The following is a 21,540-nucleotide window of genomic DNA, read 5'->3' on the forward strand; positions in this document are numbered from 1 at the left end:
TAGGGTTAGTCTTGAGCCCTAGTAAATTTTATAATCTTACTCAGGTCTACAATAGATATGTATTCCTGAGTAAGTTTTTTGTAGGTATTATTTTTATATACAAATCAATATTTATGAATAAATTTATTATTTTCTTAATTGGGTTGTTAGCATCATTAAACTGTTTAGCTACAGAAAGTGTAAAATCAGGTCTTGATAAGAAATCTTTCAATAAGTATTGGAAGGTGGAATCCGAATCTCCTGATTATAGGGTATCTTTCAATAGTGATACTTGTGAAATTTTATCTCCTAAAGGTCTTACTTTATGGAGAAAAGAGAAAATATCTGGAGATGTAACTATAGAATATGATGCATGTGTGGTGTATAATGGGGCTGAAGGGGAACGTCTAAGTGACTTGAATTGTTTTTGGATGGCTTCTGATCCTAAATATCCAAATAATATATTTAAAAGAGAGGATTGGAGAAAAGGTGTATTCTTGAATTGCTATACATTGGAAATGTATTATTTGGGATATGGAGGTAATCATAATTCTACTACCAGATTCAGAAGATATACCGGTGATGAAAGAGGAGTTGATCAGGCAAGTTTCAGACCTACTATATTGAAAGAATATAAAGATAAGGATAATTTACTTGTTGCAAATAAATGGTATCATATAAAGTTGGTTAGTAAGGGTAATAGAGTTCAGTATTATATTGATGGAAAATTACTCGTCGATTTTGTTGATGTTAATCCTCTGAAGTCAGGATGGTTTGGATTCAGGACTACACTTTCTAAAACACGTATTACTAACTTTAAATATACACGTATAGTAGAAGACTCGAATAATATATCTTTGCATTGGGTGGGTGATGTACCTTCTACATCGGCTGGAGTTAGCTTTGGTGTTCCATTCAATATGGGTGAACTGAAAACGACAGATAGAATAACGCTTAAAACAAAAAATGGAGAGCCTTTACTGGCTGATTCATGGGTAAATGCTTATTGGCCTGATGGCTCTGTAAAATGGGCTGGGGTTTCTGCTTATATTCCTGCCAAGTCTGATTCCTTGTTTGTAGTGGTGGATAATAAACCAAATAAGGATACTAAGAAAAAACTAAATGAACTGGAGAATAGTGTAAAACCTGTTGATGTAAATGAAACAGAAAAACAGTTTATAATTTCCAACGATATTCTTAAGGCATATATACCTAAACAAGGAGCTTTCGTGTTAGATAGCTTGTATAGAAATGGAAAGAAGGTTGGTGGAAGTGCAGATTTGTTACTGACTACTCAATCTAATCAGGATATTACCAAATCAGATATTGAACAATATGTAACTTCTATTAATAATGTATCGCTTGAAAATGTTAATTCAGTACGTACCTTGGTGAAAATAGAAGGTGTTCATAAAGCTGATACTGGAAAACAGTTACTGCCTTTTGTTCTTAGAATGTATTTTTATAGAGGTAGTGAACAGATAAAAATGGTTCATTCTTTCATTTATGACGGTGACCAGAATAAGGATTTTATTCGTTCTTTAGGTTTACGCTTTTCTGTTCCAATGAGAGATGAATTGTATAACAGGCATGTTGCTTTTTCGTGTGGAGAAAATGGAGTATGGAGTGAACCTGTCAAACCTCTTGTTGGTAGAAGAGTATTGACTTTGAATGGTGACAATACATTCCAGAAACAGCAAATGGACGGTAAAAGAATACCTGAATATGAAAAATTCGATTCTAAGAATAAAAATCTCATAGATAATTGGGCTTCTTGGGATGGATATAGATTGAGTCAGCTTACAGATAATTCTTTCTCAATAAGAAAGAGGGCTACTTCAGATAGTCCTTGGATTGGAACATTTACTGGTGAAAAGTCTAATGGTTATGTTTTTGTTGGTGGTGTAAGTGGAGGTATTGGTGTCTCATTAAAGGATTTCTGGCAATCATATCCTACAAGTCTTGAAGTTTGTGATGCAAGAAGTGAAGAGGCTTCTATAATTGTTTGGCTGTGGAGTCCTGAGTCTGAGTGTATGGATTTGAGGCATTATGACAAGGTGGCTCATGATCTTAATGCAAGTTATGAAGATGTTCAGGAGGGAATGAGTACTCCGTTTGGGATATCCAGAACACATTCAATTACACTTATTGCTCATGAAAAATATCCGGGTAAGGCTGGTGTTGCCGATTATGCACAAGCTTGTTCTGAAGATTCAAAATTGTTCTGTACACCTGAATATTTGCATAAGAAGAAGGCTTTTGGAATATGGTCACTTCCTGACTATTCGAATGAACAAAGAGCTAAGGTTGAAAATCGCCTTAACCAGTATCTTGATATATATAAGAAGGCTGTGGAACAGCATAAATGGTATGGATTCTGGAATTATGGTGATTTTATGCATGCATACGACCCTATAAGACATTCATGGAGATATGATGTAGGGGGATATGCATGGGATAATACTGAACTGGCATCAAATATGTGGCTATGGTATAGTTTCTTAAGGACAGGACGGAAAGATATTTGGGATATGGCTGAGGCTATGACCAGACATAATTCGGAGGTTGATGTTTATCATATTGGTGATAATGCCGGTTTGGGTAGTAGACATAATGTAAGTCATTGGGGATGTGGCGCAAAAGAGGCTAGAATCAGTCAGGCTGCATGGAACAGATTCTATTATTATCTTACAACAGATGAAAGAATTGGAGACTTGATGACCGAGGTGAAAGATTGTGATCAAAAACTTTATACTTTGGACCCTATGCGTTTGGCTGAACCTAGGGAAAAATTCCCTTGTTCTGCTCCGGCACGTCTTCGTATCGGACCTGACTGGTTGGCTTATGCTGGTAACTGGATGACAGAATGGGAAAGAACTAAAAATATAAAGTATAGGGATAAGATTATTGCTGGAATGAAAAGTATTTCAGAACTTCCAAACGGATTATTTACAGGAAATCTAGCCTTAGGATTTGATCCAGCTACAGGAATAATATCATATACCGGAGATCCTAAAAGAATGAATACAAATCATCTTATGACAATTATGGGAGGATTTGAAGTGATGAATGAATTGCAGACGATGGTAAATATGCCTGAATTTGAAAAATGTTGGCTGGATCATGCTGCGAATTATAAGAGTTATGCATTGAAAATTTCACATAACAAATTCAGGGTTGTCAGATTGATGGCTTATGCAGCATGGCATAACTACGATCCTGAACTTTCTGCTCAGGCATGGGATGATCTGTGGAATAGAAATGAGCATTTTGAAGCTCCTGAGTTTAAGGTTAATATTATAGAAACTCCTGAGGTTCCTTCGGATATTTATGAATGTCCTACAATCAGTACAAATGATGCTGCATTGTGGAGTCTGGATGCTATATATATGTTGGAAACTATACCTCAATACTAATAACTTATGTATTTATGTGTTTGTACACAAATAGACATACTTGTGTATAATATTCTATTTAAGAGCATATGAATTGGAACTAATTTTGCAGCAGATGAATTATCTTATAATTAATATGCCATGAGTTATGAAAAATAGAAAACTTACTATGTTAATGGCAGCTTGCTCTATTGCTGTAGCAAGTTGTACACAGTCTGAACCGGAACAATTGGTTGGACTTAAAATGGAAAAGCTGGGACGTGGTGTTGTTGCTGTAAGAGAATCACAAGATAAAGTCGCTTTGTCTTGGAGATATCTTGTAACTGATGATAAGAATACAGTATTCAATGTGTATCGTAATGGAGAAAAGATAGCTGAAATTCCTGCTGGAACAGGTACTTTCTATACTGATGCTTATAATGGTCAATCGGCAGTAGAGTATTCGGTAGTACCTGTTGTAAACGGAAAAGAATTGTCTGAAAATGGTAATTCATATACTCTTCCAGAAAATTCTCCAGTCGGATATATAGACATTAAACTGGATAAACCTGAGGATGGTGTTACACCTGCTGGGGAGAAATATTCTTATGAAGCAAATGATGCATCAATAGGTGACGTTGATGGTGATGGTAATTACGAATATATTTTGAAATGGAATCCTACTAATGCTCATGATAATGCACATGACGGTTATACAGGAAATGTACTGATAGACTGTTATAGACTGACAGGTGAAAAATTATGGCGTATAGATTTGGGTAGAAATGTACGTGCCGGAGCTCATTATACGCAGTTTATGGTATATGACTTGGACGGTGATGGACGTTCGGAAGTTTATATGAAAACCTCTGATGGTACTATTGACGGTAAAGGTAATATTATAGGTGATGCAACTGCTGATTATAGAGAAAAGGGTGATCCAAATGCTCCTAAAGGTGGTGACTTTGGCGCCAATGACCCTAGAAGCAAGGCAAAACCTGGAGATCCTTTGAGAAATCAGGGTAGAATATTGACAGGTAATGAATATCTTACAGTGTTTGACGGACTGACAGGTGAGGCTCTTAAGACTGTAGATTATGTACCGGCTAGAGGAAATCTTATGGATTGGGGAGATAACAGAGCTAATAGAAGTGACAGATTCCTTGCTACTGTAGCATATCTTGACGGAAAGAAACCTAGCGTAGTTTTTTGTAGAGGTTATTATACAAGAGCGGTACTTGCTGCATACGATTGGGACGGTAAGGATTTGTCTGTAAAATGGGTTTTCGACAGTAATAATCCTGGATGCGAAGCATACGCAGGACAGGGAAACCATAACCTGAGAGTGGCTGATGTTGATGGAGATGGATGTGATGAAATAGTTTATGGATCATGTACTATCGACAATGATGGAACAGGATTGTATTCTACAGGTATGGGACATGGTGATGCTATGCATCTTACTAAGTTTATACCTGGCTCTGATAAATATCAGGTGTGGTGTTGTCATGAAAATCGTAAGGATGGAACATCATTTAGAGATGCAGCGACTGGTGAGGTTATATTCCAGTTCCCTATGAAACAGGATGTAGGAAGATGTATGGCCGCTGATATTGATCCTACAAATGAAGGTGTTGAAATGTTTGGTGGTTATCAGTCAAAGACTGCAAAACAGAATGTAAATGCTAATGGCAATACAAGTCTTGATTGGTTGGAGGCTTCTGGTGGTATTGTTAATTATAAGGGTGAAGTAATAGCAAGTAATGTTCCAGGATTGTCATATAATATGGCTGTATGGTGGGATGGAGATTTGCTTAGAGAATTACTAGACAAGAATGAAGTTAGCAAATACGACTGGAATAATAAGAAGTTTGATATAATTCAGACATTCGAAGGTGCTGAATGGAATAATGGAACAAAAGCAAATCCATGTTTGCAGGGTGACTTTATCGGAGACTGGAGAGAAGAAGTACTTATGAGAACAGCCGATAGCAAATCTATGAGATTATATGTTACAACTATTCCGACAGAATACAGATTCCATTCTTTTGTTACAGATCCTGTTTACCGTATAAGTATAGCAACTCAGAATGTTGCTTATAATCAGCCTACACAACCTGGTTTCTATTTTGGACCTGATTTGAAGGGCGAATTTAGAGGTTATGTTATCAAGTAAGAATTTTTTAACTTTATAATTAATTATGAATAAACCATTATTTAGTATGGCTCTGCTGATGATGTTGTCGGCAGGTATGAATGTAAATGCACAGAAGAAAAAAGAAGTGATGAACGATTCTAATACTCCGTTACATTTACTTGAACCTGATTATACTGTGGGTTATGGGGTAATTGAATCGTCAGAAGTTAAGAAGGATATAGATAAAGTTTTGAAATATCTGGAATCAACAACTCCAACAAGGGTGGTTGATAAACGTAATGGCAAGGTGATTACCGATTATGCAAATATGGATGCAAATGCACAGCTGGAAAGAGGTGCATTCAGATTGGCTAGTTACGAATGGGGTGTTACATATTCTGCAATGTTGGCTGCTGCCGAAATTACAGGTGATGATCAGTATAAGAAATATGTATACGATAGATTTAATTTTTTGGCTGAAGTAGCTCCATATTTTAAGAAGGTATACGAAAAGTATGGAACTACAGATCCTCAGATGTTACAAATCCTTACTCCACATGCTTTGGATGATGCCGGTGCGGTTTGTGCTGCTATGATGAAGGCTCAGATGAAAGATAAAGAACTTAAGCTTCAGGATCTGATTACAAATTATTTCAACTTTATCATGTATAAGGAATATAGACTTGCTGATGGTACTTTTGCAAGAAACAGGCCTTATCATAATACTTTGTGGTTGGATGATATGTTTATGGGTATACCTGCTGTTGCTTTGATGGGTAAATATGCATCTGATAATGGAGATAAATATCTTCAAGAATCTGTTAAACAGATACTGCAGTTTGCTGAACGTATGTTTGTACCTGAAGTTGGTTTGTTCCGTCATGGTTGGGTGGAAGGAATGAAAGATCATCCTGCTTTCCATTGGGGACGCGCAAACGGTTGGGCTATCCTGACAATGTGCGAGGTATTAGATGTATTACCTCAGGATTATCCAGAAAGAGGTAAGATTATTGATTTATTGCGTGCTCATGTACGTGGATTGGCTGCATGTCAAAGCAAGGATGGATTCTGGCATCAGTTGTTGGATAGAAACGATTCATATCTGGAAACTTCTGCTACTGCAATATATGTATATTGTATGGCTCACGCAATAAACGAAGGTTGGATTGATGCGTTGGCATACGGCCCGGTTGTACAGTTAGGCTGGCATGCTGTTTCATCTGCAATTAATGAAGAAGGTCAAGTCGAAGGTGTTTGTGTAGGTACAGGTATGGGATATGATCCTGCTTTCTATTACTATCGTCCTGTAAATGTCTATGCTGCACATGGTTATGGTCCTGTAATTTGGGCTGGTGCTGAAATGATTCGTCTGTTGAATAATCAGCATCCTAAAATGAATGACAGTGCTGTACATTTTTATCCAACTGAACAGCAGACAAAAGAACCTATATTCTTCTATTCAGAACCAGGTAATCCTAGAGAGTTTGTTGCTGGGGTAAGCCGTTTGAATGATAAGGCACCGGTAGTGTTCTTGATAGGTGATTCTACAGTTAAGTGTGGTAAAGGTAACGGTGAGAATAATATGTGGGGTTGGGGAAGTTTCTTCGAAAATTATTTTGATCTCTCGAAAATCACTGTTGAAAACTGTGCGCTTGGTGGTAGAAGCAGTAGAACTTATATTTCTGAAGGATTGTGGAGTAGGGTTCTTCCGGCACTTAAGAAAGGCGATTATTTGTTGATTGATTTCGGACACAATGATGGCGGACCTCTTAATACAGGTAGAGCACGCGGATCATTGGCTGGCTCGGATGACAAGTCTCAGAAAGTTGTGATGGAGAGAGATGGCAGAACAGAAGAAGTTTATACTTTCGGAAAATACATCCGTACATATATACGTCAGGCTAAAGCTAAGGGAGTTAACGTTATAGTTCTTTCTCATACACCTGGCAACAGATGGGATAATGGAAAAGTAAAGAGATGTGATAACACATACGGATTATGGGCCAAAGAAGTTGCGGCTCAAGAAGGAGTTACTTTTGTAGATTTGAATGCTATAACAGCAGATAAACTTGAAAAAATGGGAAAGGAGAAATCCGCATCATATTTTGTAGATAGTGTTCATAATACTAAAGAAGGTGCTATTCTAAATGCTGAATCTGTAATAGAAGGCATTAAAGCTACAAAGTCTGACTTGAACAAATTTATTAAGTAACAGTCTACATTTTATTGTTATGAAGGCCAGGGGTGTTTTAAACTCTTGGCCTTTATTTTTGCGATTAATGTACAATTATATAATATATGTGTATGATTTTCCATTGTCAGTTGTCTGACTATTTGATTTATTTGCATATTATTTAATATTATAATCGACTATGAAGCTTAAATTAAACCTTTATTCTTTATTTCTTGTAGTTAATACATGTTTTGTTTGTGCATCGGCTTATGCTGACAGTATATCTGTGGTTGTGGAAAATAATTGGAGTAAACCAAAGTATAATGAACCAGTTGTACTTACTTCGAATGAAATTCCTTTTTTGAATTCCGGTGAGAATATTGTTGTTATGGATGGAGATAAAATTATCCCTGTTCAGTTGGATGATCTGAATTCTGACTCAGAATATGATGAACTTGTTTTTGTTGCAGACATACCTGCCAAAGACTCGAAAACTTTCATTATCAAGACAACAGAAGAGAAAATAACATATACTCCACGTGTTCATGCTCAAATGATGATAAATGATAAAAAGTCAAGATTTCCGCATATATCTTCGATGACAGTACCTGGAACTACAAAGTTTGGAGATATATATGATGCTTTGTATCATCATGGTCCTGCCTTTGAGTCGGAACTGGTTGGTTTCAGGGTTTACTTTGACAATCGTCAGTCTGTAGACATATATGGAAAAAAACATAAACGTCTGGAATTGAGTGAAACAAATTTCTATACTACCGCCAAACAAAAATCCGAAGGATATGGATGTGATATATTATGGGCTGGCACCAGTATTGGACTTGGATCATTTAGAGGATGGTCCAACAATAACTATGTGACATTGGACAGTGTAGAAAGCAGAACCGGCGGTGTATTGGCGTATGGTCCTGTACGTACTGTTGTTGAATTCAAAGATAAGGATTGGGTTATAAATGGACGCGTACTTAATATCAGTCAGAGATATGTGCTTTATTCCGGACACCGTGATGTAAATGTCTCTATTGATTTTAAAGGTGATACAAATAATATGTTGTTTTGTACAGGAGTACAGAAATTGGAGAAAAATAACACAGGTTTTGTTTTAGAAAATGGTTTGGCAGGATCTTGGGGTAGAAACTTTCCTGATAAAAATGATACTATAAACAATAAGATAGAAACTTTGGGATTAGGTATTAATGTTCCGACAAAGTTTGTGAATAAAACTGTAGAAGAAACGAATAATTATTTGATTCTTGTAAATCCAAAAAGCAATACTCTGGATTATAATATCATATTCTTTAGTGAGAAAGAAGAAAATGGTATGAGAGGAAGTAAGGAGTGGTTTGGATATTTGAAAGAATGGAGAGAAGGACTGAACACTCCATGTAAGGTGTATGTAAAAAAGTAATAAGGAAATGTTTATGAGGATATTGGGTTTTGTCTTATGTGCTTTTCTGACTTTCTCTCAAGTTATTTATGCTGAAGGATTTATTGACTTAAAAGGTAAATGGTCCTTTCAAATCGATAGTCTGGATAGAGGTGTTAAAGAAAAATGGTATATTGGACATTTAAACGATAATATAAATTTACCGGCATCTATGCCGGAAAAACTTAAGGGTGATATTGTTTCTTCTTCTACAAAGTGGACAGGAACATTATACGACAGTACATATTATTATAATCCTTATTTCGATAAATACAGGAAAGAAGGTAATGTAAAATTACCTTTCTTTCTTACTCCTGATAGGCATTATGTCGGTGTAGCTTGGTATCAGAAAAAAATTGAGATTCCAGCTGACTGGAAGGGTAGAAAGATTTATTTATTTCTTGAGCGTCCACATATAGAAACAAATGTTTGGATTAATGGAAAGAAAGTTGGAATGCAGAATAGTCTGTGTGTTCCTCACGAATATGATATTACAGAATATGTTGACTATGGGAAAAATAATACTTTGTCTGTTAGTGTTGACAATAGGATAAAAGAAATAAATGTGGGACCCGATTCTCATAGTATTACAGACCAGACACAGGGAAACTGGAATGGGATAGTAGGTAGAATTGGAATTTATTCATCTCCTGAAATACATATAACAGATGTGCAAGTTTATCCTGATGTAGATAAAGGTGAAGCTTTGGTAAAAATCAGGTTGGAAGGAAAAGGTAAAACGAAGTTGAGATTATCAGCAGAAAGTTTTAACTCAGATTTAAAACATATTGTTCCAACGGTAGAAACTAGTGTAAAGCTTGGTAGAAATGTCACAGAAACAAGCATTGTTCTTCCTATGGGGGATGATTTTCAGTTGTGGGATGAATTTAATCCAGCCTTGTATAAACTTAAGGTTGAATCTATATTGGAAGGAGAGACTGAGGTTAAAGAAGTCCAATTCGGTATGAGAAAATTCGAAATAAAGGGTAAGTGGTTTTATGTGAATAACCGGAAAATAATGCTTAGAGGTACGGTTGAGAACTGCTTGTTTCCTAATACAGGTTATCCTCCAATGGATGTTGAAAGCTGGGAAAGAGTTTTCAGAATATGTAGGAATTACGGATTAAACCACATGCGTTTCCATTCATATTGTCCGCCGGAAGCTGCTTTTATAGCAGCAGATTTGGTTGGATTCTATTTACAGCCAGAGGGACCGAGTTGGCCTAATCATGGCTCAGGACTTGGCTTAGGTAAACCTATTGATGAATATCTGATGAATGAAACAAAAGCTTTAACCAAGGCATACGGTAATTATGCTTCATTTTGTATGTTGGCTTGTGGTAATGAACCGTATGGAAATTGGGTAAGTTGGGTAAGTGATTTTGTAGATTACTGGAAAAATGAGGATAACAGGCGTGTGTATACTGGGGCATCAGTAGGAAACGGTTGGCAATGGCAGCCTAAAAGCCAATATCATGTAAAGGCTGGTGCAAGAGGATTGACTTGGAAGAATAAACGTCCTTCAACAATGGATGATTATAGATTCCAGAATGGTCTGGACACTGTTAAACAACCATATGTATCACATGAAACCGGACAATGGTGTGTTTTCCCGAATTTCAATGAAATCAATAAATATACAGGAGTAAATAAGGCAAAGAATTTTGAGATATTCCGTGATATATTGAGGGATAATGGCATGGAAGATATGGGACACAAATTTCTTATGGCAAGTGGAAAGTTACAATCTATCTGTTATAAATACGAGATTGAGAAAACTTTGCGAACTCCTGATTATGCCGGATTTCAGTTACTGGCATTAAATGATTATTCAGGTCAGGGAAGTGCGCTTGTTGGTGTTCTTGATGTTTTCTTTGAGGAAAAAGGTTATATAAATTCTGATGAATGGAGGACATTCTGTTCTGCTACAGTTCCTTTAATGAGAACTTCAAAGTTTATTTATAAGAATAGTGAGAATCTTAAAGCAGATATAGAAGTAGCTCATTTTGGTGTAAAAGCATTGAAAAATGTCGATGTTTCTTATACTGTTACTGATGATAATAAAAAAGTCTTATACAGTGGGGTCTTTCCTGCTTGCAGTATTAATATAGGCAATTGTAATAATATTGGAGAAATAAATATACCTCTTAATAATATAATTGTAGCAAAGAAGATTACTCTGGAAGTGGGTATTAATGGTTCGGAAGCTAAAAATAGCTGGAACTTTTGGGTATATCCTGAGTCTGTTGAAATAAATAATAGTGAGGTGTATATAACAGACTATTTGGATAAAAAAGCATTGGATATTTTGCAGGAAGGTGGTAAAGTCCTTATTATTGCTAACGGAAAAATTTCATACGGAAAAAGTATTGTACAGAGATTCTTGCCTGTGTTCTGGAATACATCATGGTTTAAGATGAGACCACCTCATACTACTGGTATATATTTGAACAATAAACATCCGTTATTTAAATCTTTCCCGACTGACTATCATAGTGATTTACAGTGGTGGGAACTGGTGAATAACTGTCAGGTAATGAGGTTTAGTGATTTCCCGGCAAACTTTAGACCTCTAGTGCAAAGTATTGATACCTGGTTCTTAAGCCGTAAAATAGGTATACTTTTTGAGGCTAATGTATTGAATGGAAAATTGATAATGACAAGTATGGATTTGAATTCAGACTTGGATGACAGAATTGTTGCACGCCAGATGCGTAAATCTATTTTGGATTATATGAACTCTGACTATTTCAGACCTGAATATAATATCAGTACTGACTTGGTGATGAGCTTGTTCAATAAAATTGACAATGGAGTAGAATTATATACAAACGACTCTCCAGATGAACTTAAACCTAAGATAAACTGAAATAACTTTAACCAGGGACTGTCATTCAGTCTCATAAAATAATTGATATGAAAAGAGAAGCTTTTAAAATGTATTTGAAGAAAGGCTGTGAAGAAGAGTATGAAAGACGTCATGCTGCTATATGGCCTGAGTTGAAATCTTTGTTGTCTGAATCCGGAGTGTCGGAATATTCTATTTTCTGGGATAAGGATACCAATATCCTTTTTGCTTTCCAGAAGGTGAGTGGTGATAATGGCTCGCAAGATTTAGGAAACACTGAGATTGTAAAGAAATGGTGGGACTACATGGCTGATATCATGGAAGTCAACCCAGACAATTCACCTGTGACAATAGAGCTCAAGGAAGTATTTTATATGGACTAAATTGTCATATTTAATCGATTGGTAAAATGTTGTCGTCAAGAGTTTTATCAATCGATTTTTATTTTTACTTCCAACCTAGGTATTTATCAACTATAGACGGATTTAATTTTGTAAAAATCAACATGTTGCAAATTGTATTTATTTGATGTATTTTTGAAACGAATTTTATGAAAAACAATATGAAGAACAGTATGAAGACACTATTTTTTTCTATTTTATGCTGCTGTTTATTTACAGAAGTGACTTTTGCCCAGAAATCTTGGTTTGATGAAGACGATCTTGTTACCACAGGAGCTTACTATTATCCTGAGCATTGGGATGAGGGTCAATGGGAAAGGGACTTGAAACGTATGCATGAATTGGGTTTTGAATTTACACATTTTGCAGAGTTTGCATGGGCTCAGCTGGAACCGTCAGAGGGGGTATATAATTTTGAGTGGTTGGACAAAGCTGTTGCCTTGGCTGATAAATACGACCTGAAAGTAATAATGTGTACATCTACAGCTACTCCTCCTGTATGGTTGAGTAGAAAATATCCGGAGGTTTTATTACGTTCAGAGGATGGTACTATTTGCGATCATGGTGCAAGACAGCATGCGTCATTCGCATCTACAACATATAGAAATCTTGCATATAAGATGATTGAGGAACTGGCAAAGCATTATGGTAATGATAGTAGAATCATAGGATGGCAGTTGGATAATGAGCCTACAGTACAGTTTGATTACAGTTATCAGGCTGAAATGGGTTTCCGATCTTTCCTGGCTGACAAATACAAGGATATTGATTCATTGAATAATGCTTGGGGAACATCTTTCTGGAGTGAGGTTTATTCTTCTTTTTCCGAAATCACACTCCCTAAGACAGCTCAGATGTTTATGAATCATCATCAGATTTTGGATTATCGTCGTTATGCTGCAAAACAAACCAATGATTTTCTAGATGAACAGGCTCGTATAATTAAAAAGTATGCAAAAAACCAATGGGTTACGACCAATTATATTCCTGATTATGATAAAGGTCATATAGGTGGAAGCAAGGAGCTTGATTTTGTAAGTTATACCAGATATATGGTATATGGTGACAATGAAGGTATCGGACGTCGTGGATTTAGGGTAGGTAATCCTTTGAGAATAGCTTTAGCTAATGATTTCTTCAGACCTATAAGTGAGACATACGGTGTAATGGAATTACAGCCAGGACAGGTGAACTGGGGAAGTATAAATCCACAACCTTATCCGGGAGCAGTAAGATTATGGTTGTGGAGTGTTTTTGCCGGTGGGGCAGATTTTATTTGTACTTATAGATACAGACAGCCTTTGTTTGGAACAGAGCAATATCATTATGGAATTGTTGGAACTGATGGTGTGACTCTTACTAGTGGTGGTAAAGAATATGAGATTTTCATGAAAGAAATAAAGTCTTTACGAGGAAAGGTAAAATCAAAATCAACAAAACCGGAATCATATCTTAATAGAAAGACTGCTATTTTGTGGAATCATGAAAATTATTGGAGTATTGACAGACAAAAACAGAATAGGACATGGGATACATTTAAGCACTTGGACAAATATTATAAGGTATTAAAGTCATACGGTGCACCTGTTGATATTATTTCTGAAGATATGGATTTCACAAAATATAAGGTTTTAATAGTTCCTGCTTATCAGTTGGCGGATAAAGAACTGGTAGATAAATGGCAGAACTATGTAAAACAAGGTGGAAATCTTGTTATTACCTGCAGAACTGCACAGAAGGACAGATTCGGACGCTTGCCTGAAAGTAAGTTTGGTTCGATGATATATGATCTTACTGGAAACGAAATAGAGTTCTATGACTTGTTACTGCCTGACAGTCCGGGATTAGTGACAATGGATAACAAATCTTATAAATGGAATACATGGGGCGAGATTCTTATTCCTGAAAGTAAAAATGAAGTATGGGCTACATACTCAGAAGAGTTCTATGAAGGTAAACCTGCTGTAACGTTCAAGCAAGATGGTGCAGGTAGTGTTACATATATAGGTGTAGATACCCAAAATGGTGAACTGGAACATGATGTATTGAATAAGTTATACAAAAGGCTTAATATAGATGTAATGGATTTACCATACGGTATATCTGTAGAATATAGAAACGGTTTAGGTGTAGTGCTTAATTATAGTGACAAGCCTTATCATTTCCAGCTTCCAGAAGGAGGAAAGGTTATAATCGGTAAAGAAGATGTATCTCCTGTAGATGTAATGGTGTTTAAATATTGATATTCATTATACTTTTATATGCTGAAAATGCGATAATATTCTTTTGAAGACCATATCGTGTTTTCAGCATATTTTATGTTTATTGATTTAATCACTTATCCGAATATAGTTATAATTATTGGCATTATTTTGTTTCTATCCTTTTTTATTTAATTTTGCAGTACAATCATATAATTATTGTATTATAATGTTTTGTTATATAGTGTTAACTGATAAATGAAATTTAATGTTGATGTCTTCTATAAAAAATAAACAAAGGATGAGAATAAATCATTTATTATTTATATTTCTTCTTTTTGCTTATAAAGCATACTCTTCGGTTAATGTGTCTTCTGTCAGGCTTGATGTGTCTGATGGCTTATCTAATAATACTGTTCGTTCGATGTATCAAGATTCAAAAGGATTTATATGGTTTGGTACATTAAATGGATTGACCCGATATGATGGTATCTCATTTAAAACATATACTCCATCACAAAAAGAGACACTGTCTTTGCCTGATCACAGGGTCAGAGGAATTTTTGAGGATTCAAATGGTTTTTTATGGGTGAAAACAGTGGCAGATCTTTATGGGTGCTATAACACTAAAACAGAAGAGTTTGTTGATTTTACAGGCTGCGGAGAGTATAATGATTTTTATAGAAACCATTATTTCTCTAAAACGGAAAATAATGTGATGTGGTTATGGGGTGATCTTAATGGTTGCAGGCGTATATTATATAAAGACGGTAAATTTTCTTCAGTTTCTTTTTTAAATTCAGAAAGGGATAATATTATTATAAATGATTTAAAAGATGGTGGAGATAAATTGACTTGGATAGCTACCAGCAAAGGACTATATTACTGGGATGGTGTTAAAATACATACAGTAAATAATAAGAAGAACTTTAGACTAATCCAAGATTATAAATCTAAAACATTTTTTGTTACTGTAAGAGGAGAAATCTATTGCTTTGATAATCAGAGAAAGGAATTATCTCTTGTATCTGATCTTAGAATGGAACGTAAATCAAAAATAACAGGCGCTTTTTCTGTTGGTAACAAATGGAATATCTTTTATAGTGAGGGAAGTATATCATTTGATATGAATATGCATAAGCTTGTTCCAATAGAAACTTCACTTAATATATCAAAGGCTTTGATTCTGGAAGACAATAAACATAACTACTGGATATATAATAACACAGGTATTCTAAGATATGTAAATGTAAATACTGGTAAGGTAAAAGCATTTGATGTAACACAGAATGTTGATGTTGATTATATAGATGAGGAGCGTTTCGATGTGGTACATGATTCTAGAGATATAATTTGGATAGCTACTTATGGTAATGGACTTTTCACATATGATATTAACAATGATGTTTTTAGTCAGATAGAAGCTAAAAACGGTAATTCTCCATATATTTTTGGATCTAATTATTTGTTGGATATAATGGAGGATAAGATAGGAAATATATGGGTTAGCTCTGAATTTACCGGTGTTTCCAAGTTGTATATGATTAACAAAGGAGCATTTATGGTATATCCTAATGTTTCCGAGAGAATTGACAGGTCTAATACTGTAAGATGCTTGTCATATATAAATGATGAACTTTATGTATTTACACGTACAGGTACTTGTTCGGTTTATGATAAAGATTTAAATTTAAAATCATCATCTATTCTTGATACTAATATATATGCATTGTTAGAAGATTCGGAAGGTAATAAATGGTATGGCTCCAGAGGTAAGGGTTTGATTATAGATAATGTGGTATATAGGAGTGTTTGGAATGATTCACTCTCTTTGTCATCTAATCATGTTTATAGTATGTTTATGGACTCTGAAAAAAGAGTATGGATTGCTACATTGGGTGGAGGATTGAATCTTGCGATAAAGAATGACGGGAAATATATATTCAAACATTTTTTTAATAAGACATATGGACAAAAAAGAGTAAGGACAATCAGTCAAGACTCTAACGGATGGATGTGGATAGGTACTGATGAAGGTTTGTTCGTTTTTAATCCAGATGAATTAATAAAAAATCCAGATTCATATTATCATTATTCGTTTAATAATGGCTTGTTTAAGAGTAATGAAATAAGATGTATAGAATCAGATTCAAAAGGTAATATCTGGATATCTGAGGCAGGTGCAGGCTTTGCTTACTGCAATGTGCAGGAGAATGATTATTCAAGGTTAAAATTTGAACACTTTGGTACAGAAGATGGCTTGATTAATAATATGGTTCAGAAGTTCGTGGAAGATCCTTTCGGACGAATGTGGATTTCTACTGAATACGGAATATCATGTTTTAGTCTTGAAAAGAAAGAATTCAAGAATTTTTTCTTCTCTAATATAGACCTAGGTAATACATTTTGCGAGAATTGTGGTATTGGTCTGGATAATGGTAATCTAGTATTTGGTACTAATTATGGATTTATGGTCATTGATCCACGGCAGGTAAAGTTAGTGGAGAATGATATTTTTGTAACATTTACTGATTTAAAAGTAAATGGAGTGTCTGTCAAACCCAATGAGAAGGATTCTCCAATTGTAAGTTCTTTGCCTTTTGTCAATGAAATAGAATTAAATTATTCACAGAATTCGTTTGTGGTAGAGTTTTCAACCATGGATTTTGATATGGGTAACTCTAAATACAGTTTCATACTTAAGGATTATGATAAGGAATGGCGTTCACCATCTAATATTAATTTTGCTGCATACAAAAATTTGCCATACGGTACATATTATCTTCACGTAAAGGCTTGTAATGCATCAGGGAAATGGGGCACTGAAGATTCTGTTTTGAAAATTGTGGTTAATCCTCCGTTTTGGAGAACATCGTTAGCCTATTTTATATATTTTATTTTATTGTCTGTTTTGCTGTATATTGTTATTATGGTATTTAATAAGATGAATAATTTACGCAATCAGATAAAGGTCGAAGAGCAAATGACAGAATTCAAGTTGGTTTTCTTTACGAATATATCTCATGAGTTCAGAACTCCGCTTTCATTGATTCAAGGTGCTTTGGAAAAAATAAATTCCATACCTAATATACCTAAGGATATGGTTTATTCTATTAAATTAATGGATAGAAGCACTAAAAGGATGATGAGACTTGTAAATCAGTTAATAGAATTCAGAAAAATGCAGAAAAATAAATTATCATTGTCTTTGGAAGAAACAGATATTATATCTTTTATAAATGATATTTATTTGGACTTTAAGGATGCGGCAGAATCTAAGAAAATGGATTTTGTTTTTACCTCATCTGAGAATTCTTATTTAATGTATTTTGATAAAAGTAAAGTTGATAAGATAGTTTATAATTTATTGTCGAATGCATTTAAATATACTCCTTCAGGTGGAAAAATTGAATTGAGTTTGTTTGTAAATACCGATAATTCGACTTTTGACATAAAAGTATCTGATACAGGAGTTGGAATATCTAAAGAAGAACGCAAGGAATTATTCAAACGTTTTACTCATAATAGAATATCAGGTAACAGCATGGGTATTGGATTGAACCTTACTTATGAACTTGTTACTATTCATAAAGGTAGTATACGTTTTGACGATAATGTCAACGGTGGTTCAATTTTCACAATATCTCTGCCTTTAGGTACAGATTTATATGGATCTGAAGACTTCTTGGAATCTGATAGTCCAGTGTTTAAAGAAGAAAAGGAACATAGCGATCATGTTATAGTGAATGATATAGATGAAAGTTTTGAGGAACGTATTGTTACTCCGCTTAATAAAAAAAGGATATTAATTGTTGAGGATGATAATGATGTCAGAAGTTATTTAAAGGAGACATTGAGTAAATATTTTGAGGTTATTGCCGAAGCTGATGGAAAGAGTGGATTGGAGTATGTACGTTCTTCTGAGGTAGATTTGATTATAAGTGACGTTATGATGCCTGGAATGTCGGGCTTTGAATTGACGAAACTGTTGAAAAACGATTTTACTACAAGTCACATACCAATAGTTCTTCTTACTGCCCTGGAAACGTCAGAAAGTTATCTTGAGGGTATAGAAGTGGGTGCGGATTCATACATAACAAAGCCATTCAGTACAAAGCTATTAGTGGCAAGAGTGTTTAAGCTAATAAGTCAGCGCGAGAAACTTAGAGAAAAATTTTCTAAGGATCCTACTGCTATACATGATGCTTTATGTACGACAGATAAAGATAAGGAGTTTGCAGATAGTCTTTCGAAAGTAGTTGATGAACATCTGTCTAATGAAAATCTTTCAGTAGATGAATTGGCTTCATTATTGGGGGTAGGACGTTCTATATTCTATAGAAAAGTGAAGGGTATCACAGGATATTCACCAAATGAATATATCAGAATAAAGAGGATGCGTAAGGCTACAACTTTACTTTTAGAAGGTAAGATGAATATTTCAGAAATATCATATAGTGTTGGAATAGCAGATCCTTTTTATTTCAGTAAATGCTTTAAAAGCCAGTTTGGCGTTTCACCTTCCACTTATCAGAAACTGAAAGGTAAATTACCTGATTCTGATAAGACAGAAGATTAGTCTTTGTTTTGTAGTTTATAATCTTGATTGTATAGCTTGTAAATATGAGGAAATATCTGTTTTTTTTATTTTTATATTATAGTGTAACGGCATTTGCATTGTCTGCAGGGTTTTCAATAAAGTCATCACAGAAAATTGATATATCTGTTGAAAAAAAAGAAGAAGGTATCGTAAAAAATGCGTTGAGGCTGCTTGAACATGACTTATCGTCTGTTCTTGATGTTACTGTTAATTTTGGCAATAAAGGTAATATTATTATTGGTACGTTAGGGAAAAGTAATCTTGTAGAATCTCTGAATATTGATTTTTCTTGTATCAGAAATAAATCTCAGGCATTTGTCATTTCTGTTATGCCTGATAATACGTTGGCCATAGTTGGTAGTGACTGTCATGGAACAGCTTATGGTATAATGGAGTTCTCAAGACTTCTTGGAGTATCTCCATGGGAATGGTGGGCCGATGTAAAACCTCGTAAAAAGGAAAGCTTTAGTCTCGCCTCTGGTTATTTTGATGCTCAGTGTCCGTCTGTGAAATATAGGGGTATATTTATTAATGATGAAGACTGGGGATTATTGCCATGGAGTAATAAGAATTACGAGAAGGGCAATAACCCTGGGGTAATAGGCCCTGAGACAAATAAGCGTATTTTTGAACTGCTTCTTCGCCTGAAAGCGAATGCGTATTGGCCTGCCATGCATGAGTGCACTTATCCTTTCTTCATGACAGAAGGAAATATGGAGGTAGCCAAAGATTATGGTATATATGTGGGAGGTTCTCATTGTGAACCTATGGCATGCAGCACAGCCGGAGAATGGCCACTTAGAGGTAATGGAGAATATGATTTTGTAAATAACAGTTCCAATGTAATTGATTTTTGGCAGAAACGTGTAAAAGAAGTATCAGGTCAGGAGATTATTTATACATTAGGGATGAGAGGTGTGCATGACGGTAAGATGCAAGGTGCAAAAACTGTAGAAGAACAAAAGAAGGTTCTGGATAATGTTATTGCTGAGCAACGTAACATGCTGACTGAGTTTGTTGATAAGAATCTTAATAATATTCCACAGGTATTCATCCCTTATAAGGAGGTACTTGATATATATAATTATGGCTTAGATGTACCGGATGATGTAACATTAATGTGGTGTGATGATAATTATGGATATATCAGACATTTCCCTAATGAGAATGAGATAAAGCGTAAAGGAGGTAATGGTATTTATTATCATGTATCTTATTGGGGGCGCCCTCATGATTATTTGTGGCTTGGAACGTTTAGTCCTTATTTGTTATATCAGCAAATGAAACTGGCTTATGACAGTGGTATTCAGAAAATATGGATTTTAAATGTTGGTGATATAAAACCAGCTGAATATCAGATAGAGTTATTCATGGATATGGCATGGAATATTAATGATGTAGCTGAAAACGGGGTTAGTAAACAATTGTATAGTTATCTGAACAGGGATTTTGGTAGTGTTGTGGCTAAAGACTTGTTACCTTTATTGAATGAACATTACAGACTTGCATATATTCGTAAGCCTGAGTTTATGGGAAATACTCGTGTAGAAGAATATGAGAAAAAGGCCTATTACAATACTGTCAGGGATTTGGAATGGAGTGAGGATTATTTGTTGGAAAGAGTAAATAATTATGAGTCTATTTCATCAAAGGTTGATGCTTTAAAGAAAGAAGTTCCTGAAACGTTATTGGATGCTTATTTTCAATTGGCGGAATATCCTATAAAAGGAGCCGCTGAGATGAATAAGAAGTTTATTTATGCCCAACTGGCAAGGCATAATTTGATGGACTGGAGTAAAAGTGAAATTGCTTATGATAGTATAATGACTTTGACATCAATATATAATAGAGGTATAGGCAATAATGGTAAATGGAATTTTATTATGGATGCCAAGCCAAGGAAACTGCCTGTTTTTGAAAAAGTAAAGAAATCTCTTTCTGAAAGCAGATTGTTGAATGATGATAGACCGGTGTTTGTTATGAATGCCATAGAAACAGTTTCCGGTAATGTTTCGCCATGCGAAGGTCTTGGTTATGAAGGTAAGGCTGGTATGATTTCAAAGGATTCATCTGTGTCGTATGAGTTTGGTTGTATAGACTCTGACTCCGTTGATGTTGAGGTATGCTTGTTACCTTCTCATCCGGTTTCTGGGAACAGCTTGCGCTTTATTATTGAACTTGATGGAGTAAAGTCAATGCCTATTCATTATGAGACAAAAGGTAGAAGTGAGGAATGGAAACAGAATGTCCTTAGAAATCAGGCCCGCAAGAAGATTACTTTACCTGTAAGTAATTCAAACAGGCATAAACTTTCGATAAAAGCATTGGATAATGGTGTTATCCTCGATCAGATATTGATATTTAAAAAATAGTTTGAAACCTG

9 protein-coding genes and 1 pseudogene are annotated in these 21,540 nt (G+C 35.1%); all 10 read left to right on the forward strand.

The window, feature by feature from the left end; translation table 11 throughout:
- Positions 1-113 precede the first annotated feature (113 nt).
- The 10 genes and pseudogenes from Q0486_RS14955 (at position 114) to Q0486_RS15000 (ending at position 21,529) form a co-directional block, all read left to right on the forward strand.
- On the forward strand, positions 114-3,395 hold the full coding sequence (locus Q0486_RS14955) for a DUF6250 domain-containing protein (RefSeq protein ID WP_299235117.1): 3,282 nt from the start codon (positions 114-116) through the stop codon (positions 3,393-3,395).
- Positions 3,396-3,522: 127 nt separating this feature from the next.
- A complete protein-coding gene (locus tag Q0486_RS14960; protein ID WP_299235120.1) occupies positions 3,523-5,529 on the forward strand; it encodes a rhamnogalacturonan lyase in 2,007 nt (668 codons plus the stop codon).
- A 25-nt stretch (positions 5,530-5,554) separates the two neighbouring features.
- A pseudogene (locus Q0486_RS14965) lies at positions 5,555-6,943 on the forward strand (glycoside hydrolase family 88 protein); the annotation flags it as partial.
- A 72-nt stretch (positions 6,944-7,015) separates the two neighbouring features.
- Positions 7,016-7,702 carry a rhamnogalacturonan acetylesterase gene (locus Q0486_RS14970; RefSeq protein ID WP_299235152.1) on the forward strand — a complete coding sequence of 229 codons (687 nt, stop codon included), beginning with the start codon at positions 7,016-7,018 and terminating at the stop codon, positions 7,700-7,702.
- Positions 7,703-7,862: 160 nt separating this feature from the next.
- Positions 7,863-9,089, forward strand: coding sequence for a DUF4861 domain-containing protein (locus Q0486_RS14975; protein WP_299235123.1), 1,227 nt, complete (start codon positions 7,863-7,865; stop codon positions 9,087-9,089).
- 13 nt (positions 9,090-9,102) lie between these two features.
- Complete coding sequence (locus Q0486_RS14980) at positions 9,103-11,976, forward strand: sugar-binding domain-containing protein (RefSeq protein WP_299235126.1); 2,874 nt, start codon at positions 9,103-9,105, stop codon at positions 11,974-11,976.
- 47 nt (positions 11,977-12,023) lie between these two features.
- A complete protein-coding gene (gene rhaM / locus Q0486_RS14985) occupies positions 12,024-12,338 on the forward strand; it encodes an L-rhamnose mutarotase (protein WP_299235129.1) in 315 nt (104 codons plus the stop codon).
- A 191-nt stretch (positions 12,339-12,529) separates the two neighbouring features.
- Complete coding sequence (locus tag Q0486_RS14990) at positions 12,530-14,599, forward strand: beta-galactosidase (RefSeq protein WP_299235155.1); 2,070 nt, start codon at positions 12,530-12,532, stop codon at positions 14,597-14,599.
- A 259-nt stretch (positions 14,600-14,858) separates the two neighbouring features.
- Positions 14,859-19,136, forward strand: coding sequence for a hybrid sensor histidine kinase/response regulator transcription factor (locus Q0486_RS14995; RefSeq protein ID WP_299235132.1), 4,278 nt, complete (start codon positions 14,859-14,861; stop codon positions 19,134-19,136).
- Between the two features lie 44 nt (positions 19,137-19,180).
- Positions 19,181-21,529, forward strand: a complete 2,349-nt coding sequence (locus Q0486_RS15000; RefSeq protein WP_299235135.1) for a glycosyl hydrolase 115 family protein — start codon at positions 19,181-19,183, stop codon at positions 21,527-21,529.
- Positions 21,530-21,540 lie beyond the last annotated feature (11 nt).

It is taken from the genome of uncultured Bacteroides sp., assembly GCF_937912035.1.
Taxonomy (GTDB): domain Bacteria; phylum Bacteroidota; class Bacteroidia; order Bacteroidales; family Bacteroidaceae; genus Phocaeicola.

What these genes read in the sequence shown, in the direction of transcription:
- Q0486_RS14995 (WP_299235132.1), top strand. Translation starts at nt 14,859, where the DNA reads ATGAGAATAAATCATTTATTATTTATATTTCTTCTTTTTGCTTATAAA.
- Q0486_RS14975 (WP_299235123.1), top strand. Translation starts at nt 7,863, where the DNA reads ATGAAGCTTAAATTAAACCTTTATTCTTTATTTCTTGTAGTTAATACA.
- Q0486_RS14960 (WP_299235120.1), top strand. Translation starts at nt 3,523, where the DNA reads ATGAAAAATAGAAAACTTACTATGTTAATGGCAGCTTGCTCTATTGCT.
- rhaM (WP_299235129.1), top strand. Translation starts at nt 12,024, where the DNA reads ATGAAAAGAGAAGCTTTTAAAATGTATTTGAAGAAAGGCTGTGAAGAA.
- Q0486_RS14980 (WP_299235126.1), top strand. Translation starts at nt 9,103, where the DNA reads ATGAGGATATTGGGTTTTGTCTTATGTGCTTTTCTGACTTTCTCTCAA.
- Q0486_RS15000 (WP_299235135.1), top strand. Translation starts at nt 19,181, where the DNA reads ATGAGGAAATATCTGTTTTTTTTATTTTTATATTATAGTGTAACGGCA.
- Q0486_RS14990 (WP_299235155.1), top strand. Translation starts at nt 12,530, where the DNA reads ATGAAGACACTATTTTTTTCTATTTTATGCTGCTGTTTATTTACAGAA.
- Q0486_RS14955 (WP_299235117.1), top strand. Translation starts at nt 114, where the DNA reads ATGAATAAATTTATTATTTTCTTAATTGGGTTGTTAGCATCATTAAAC.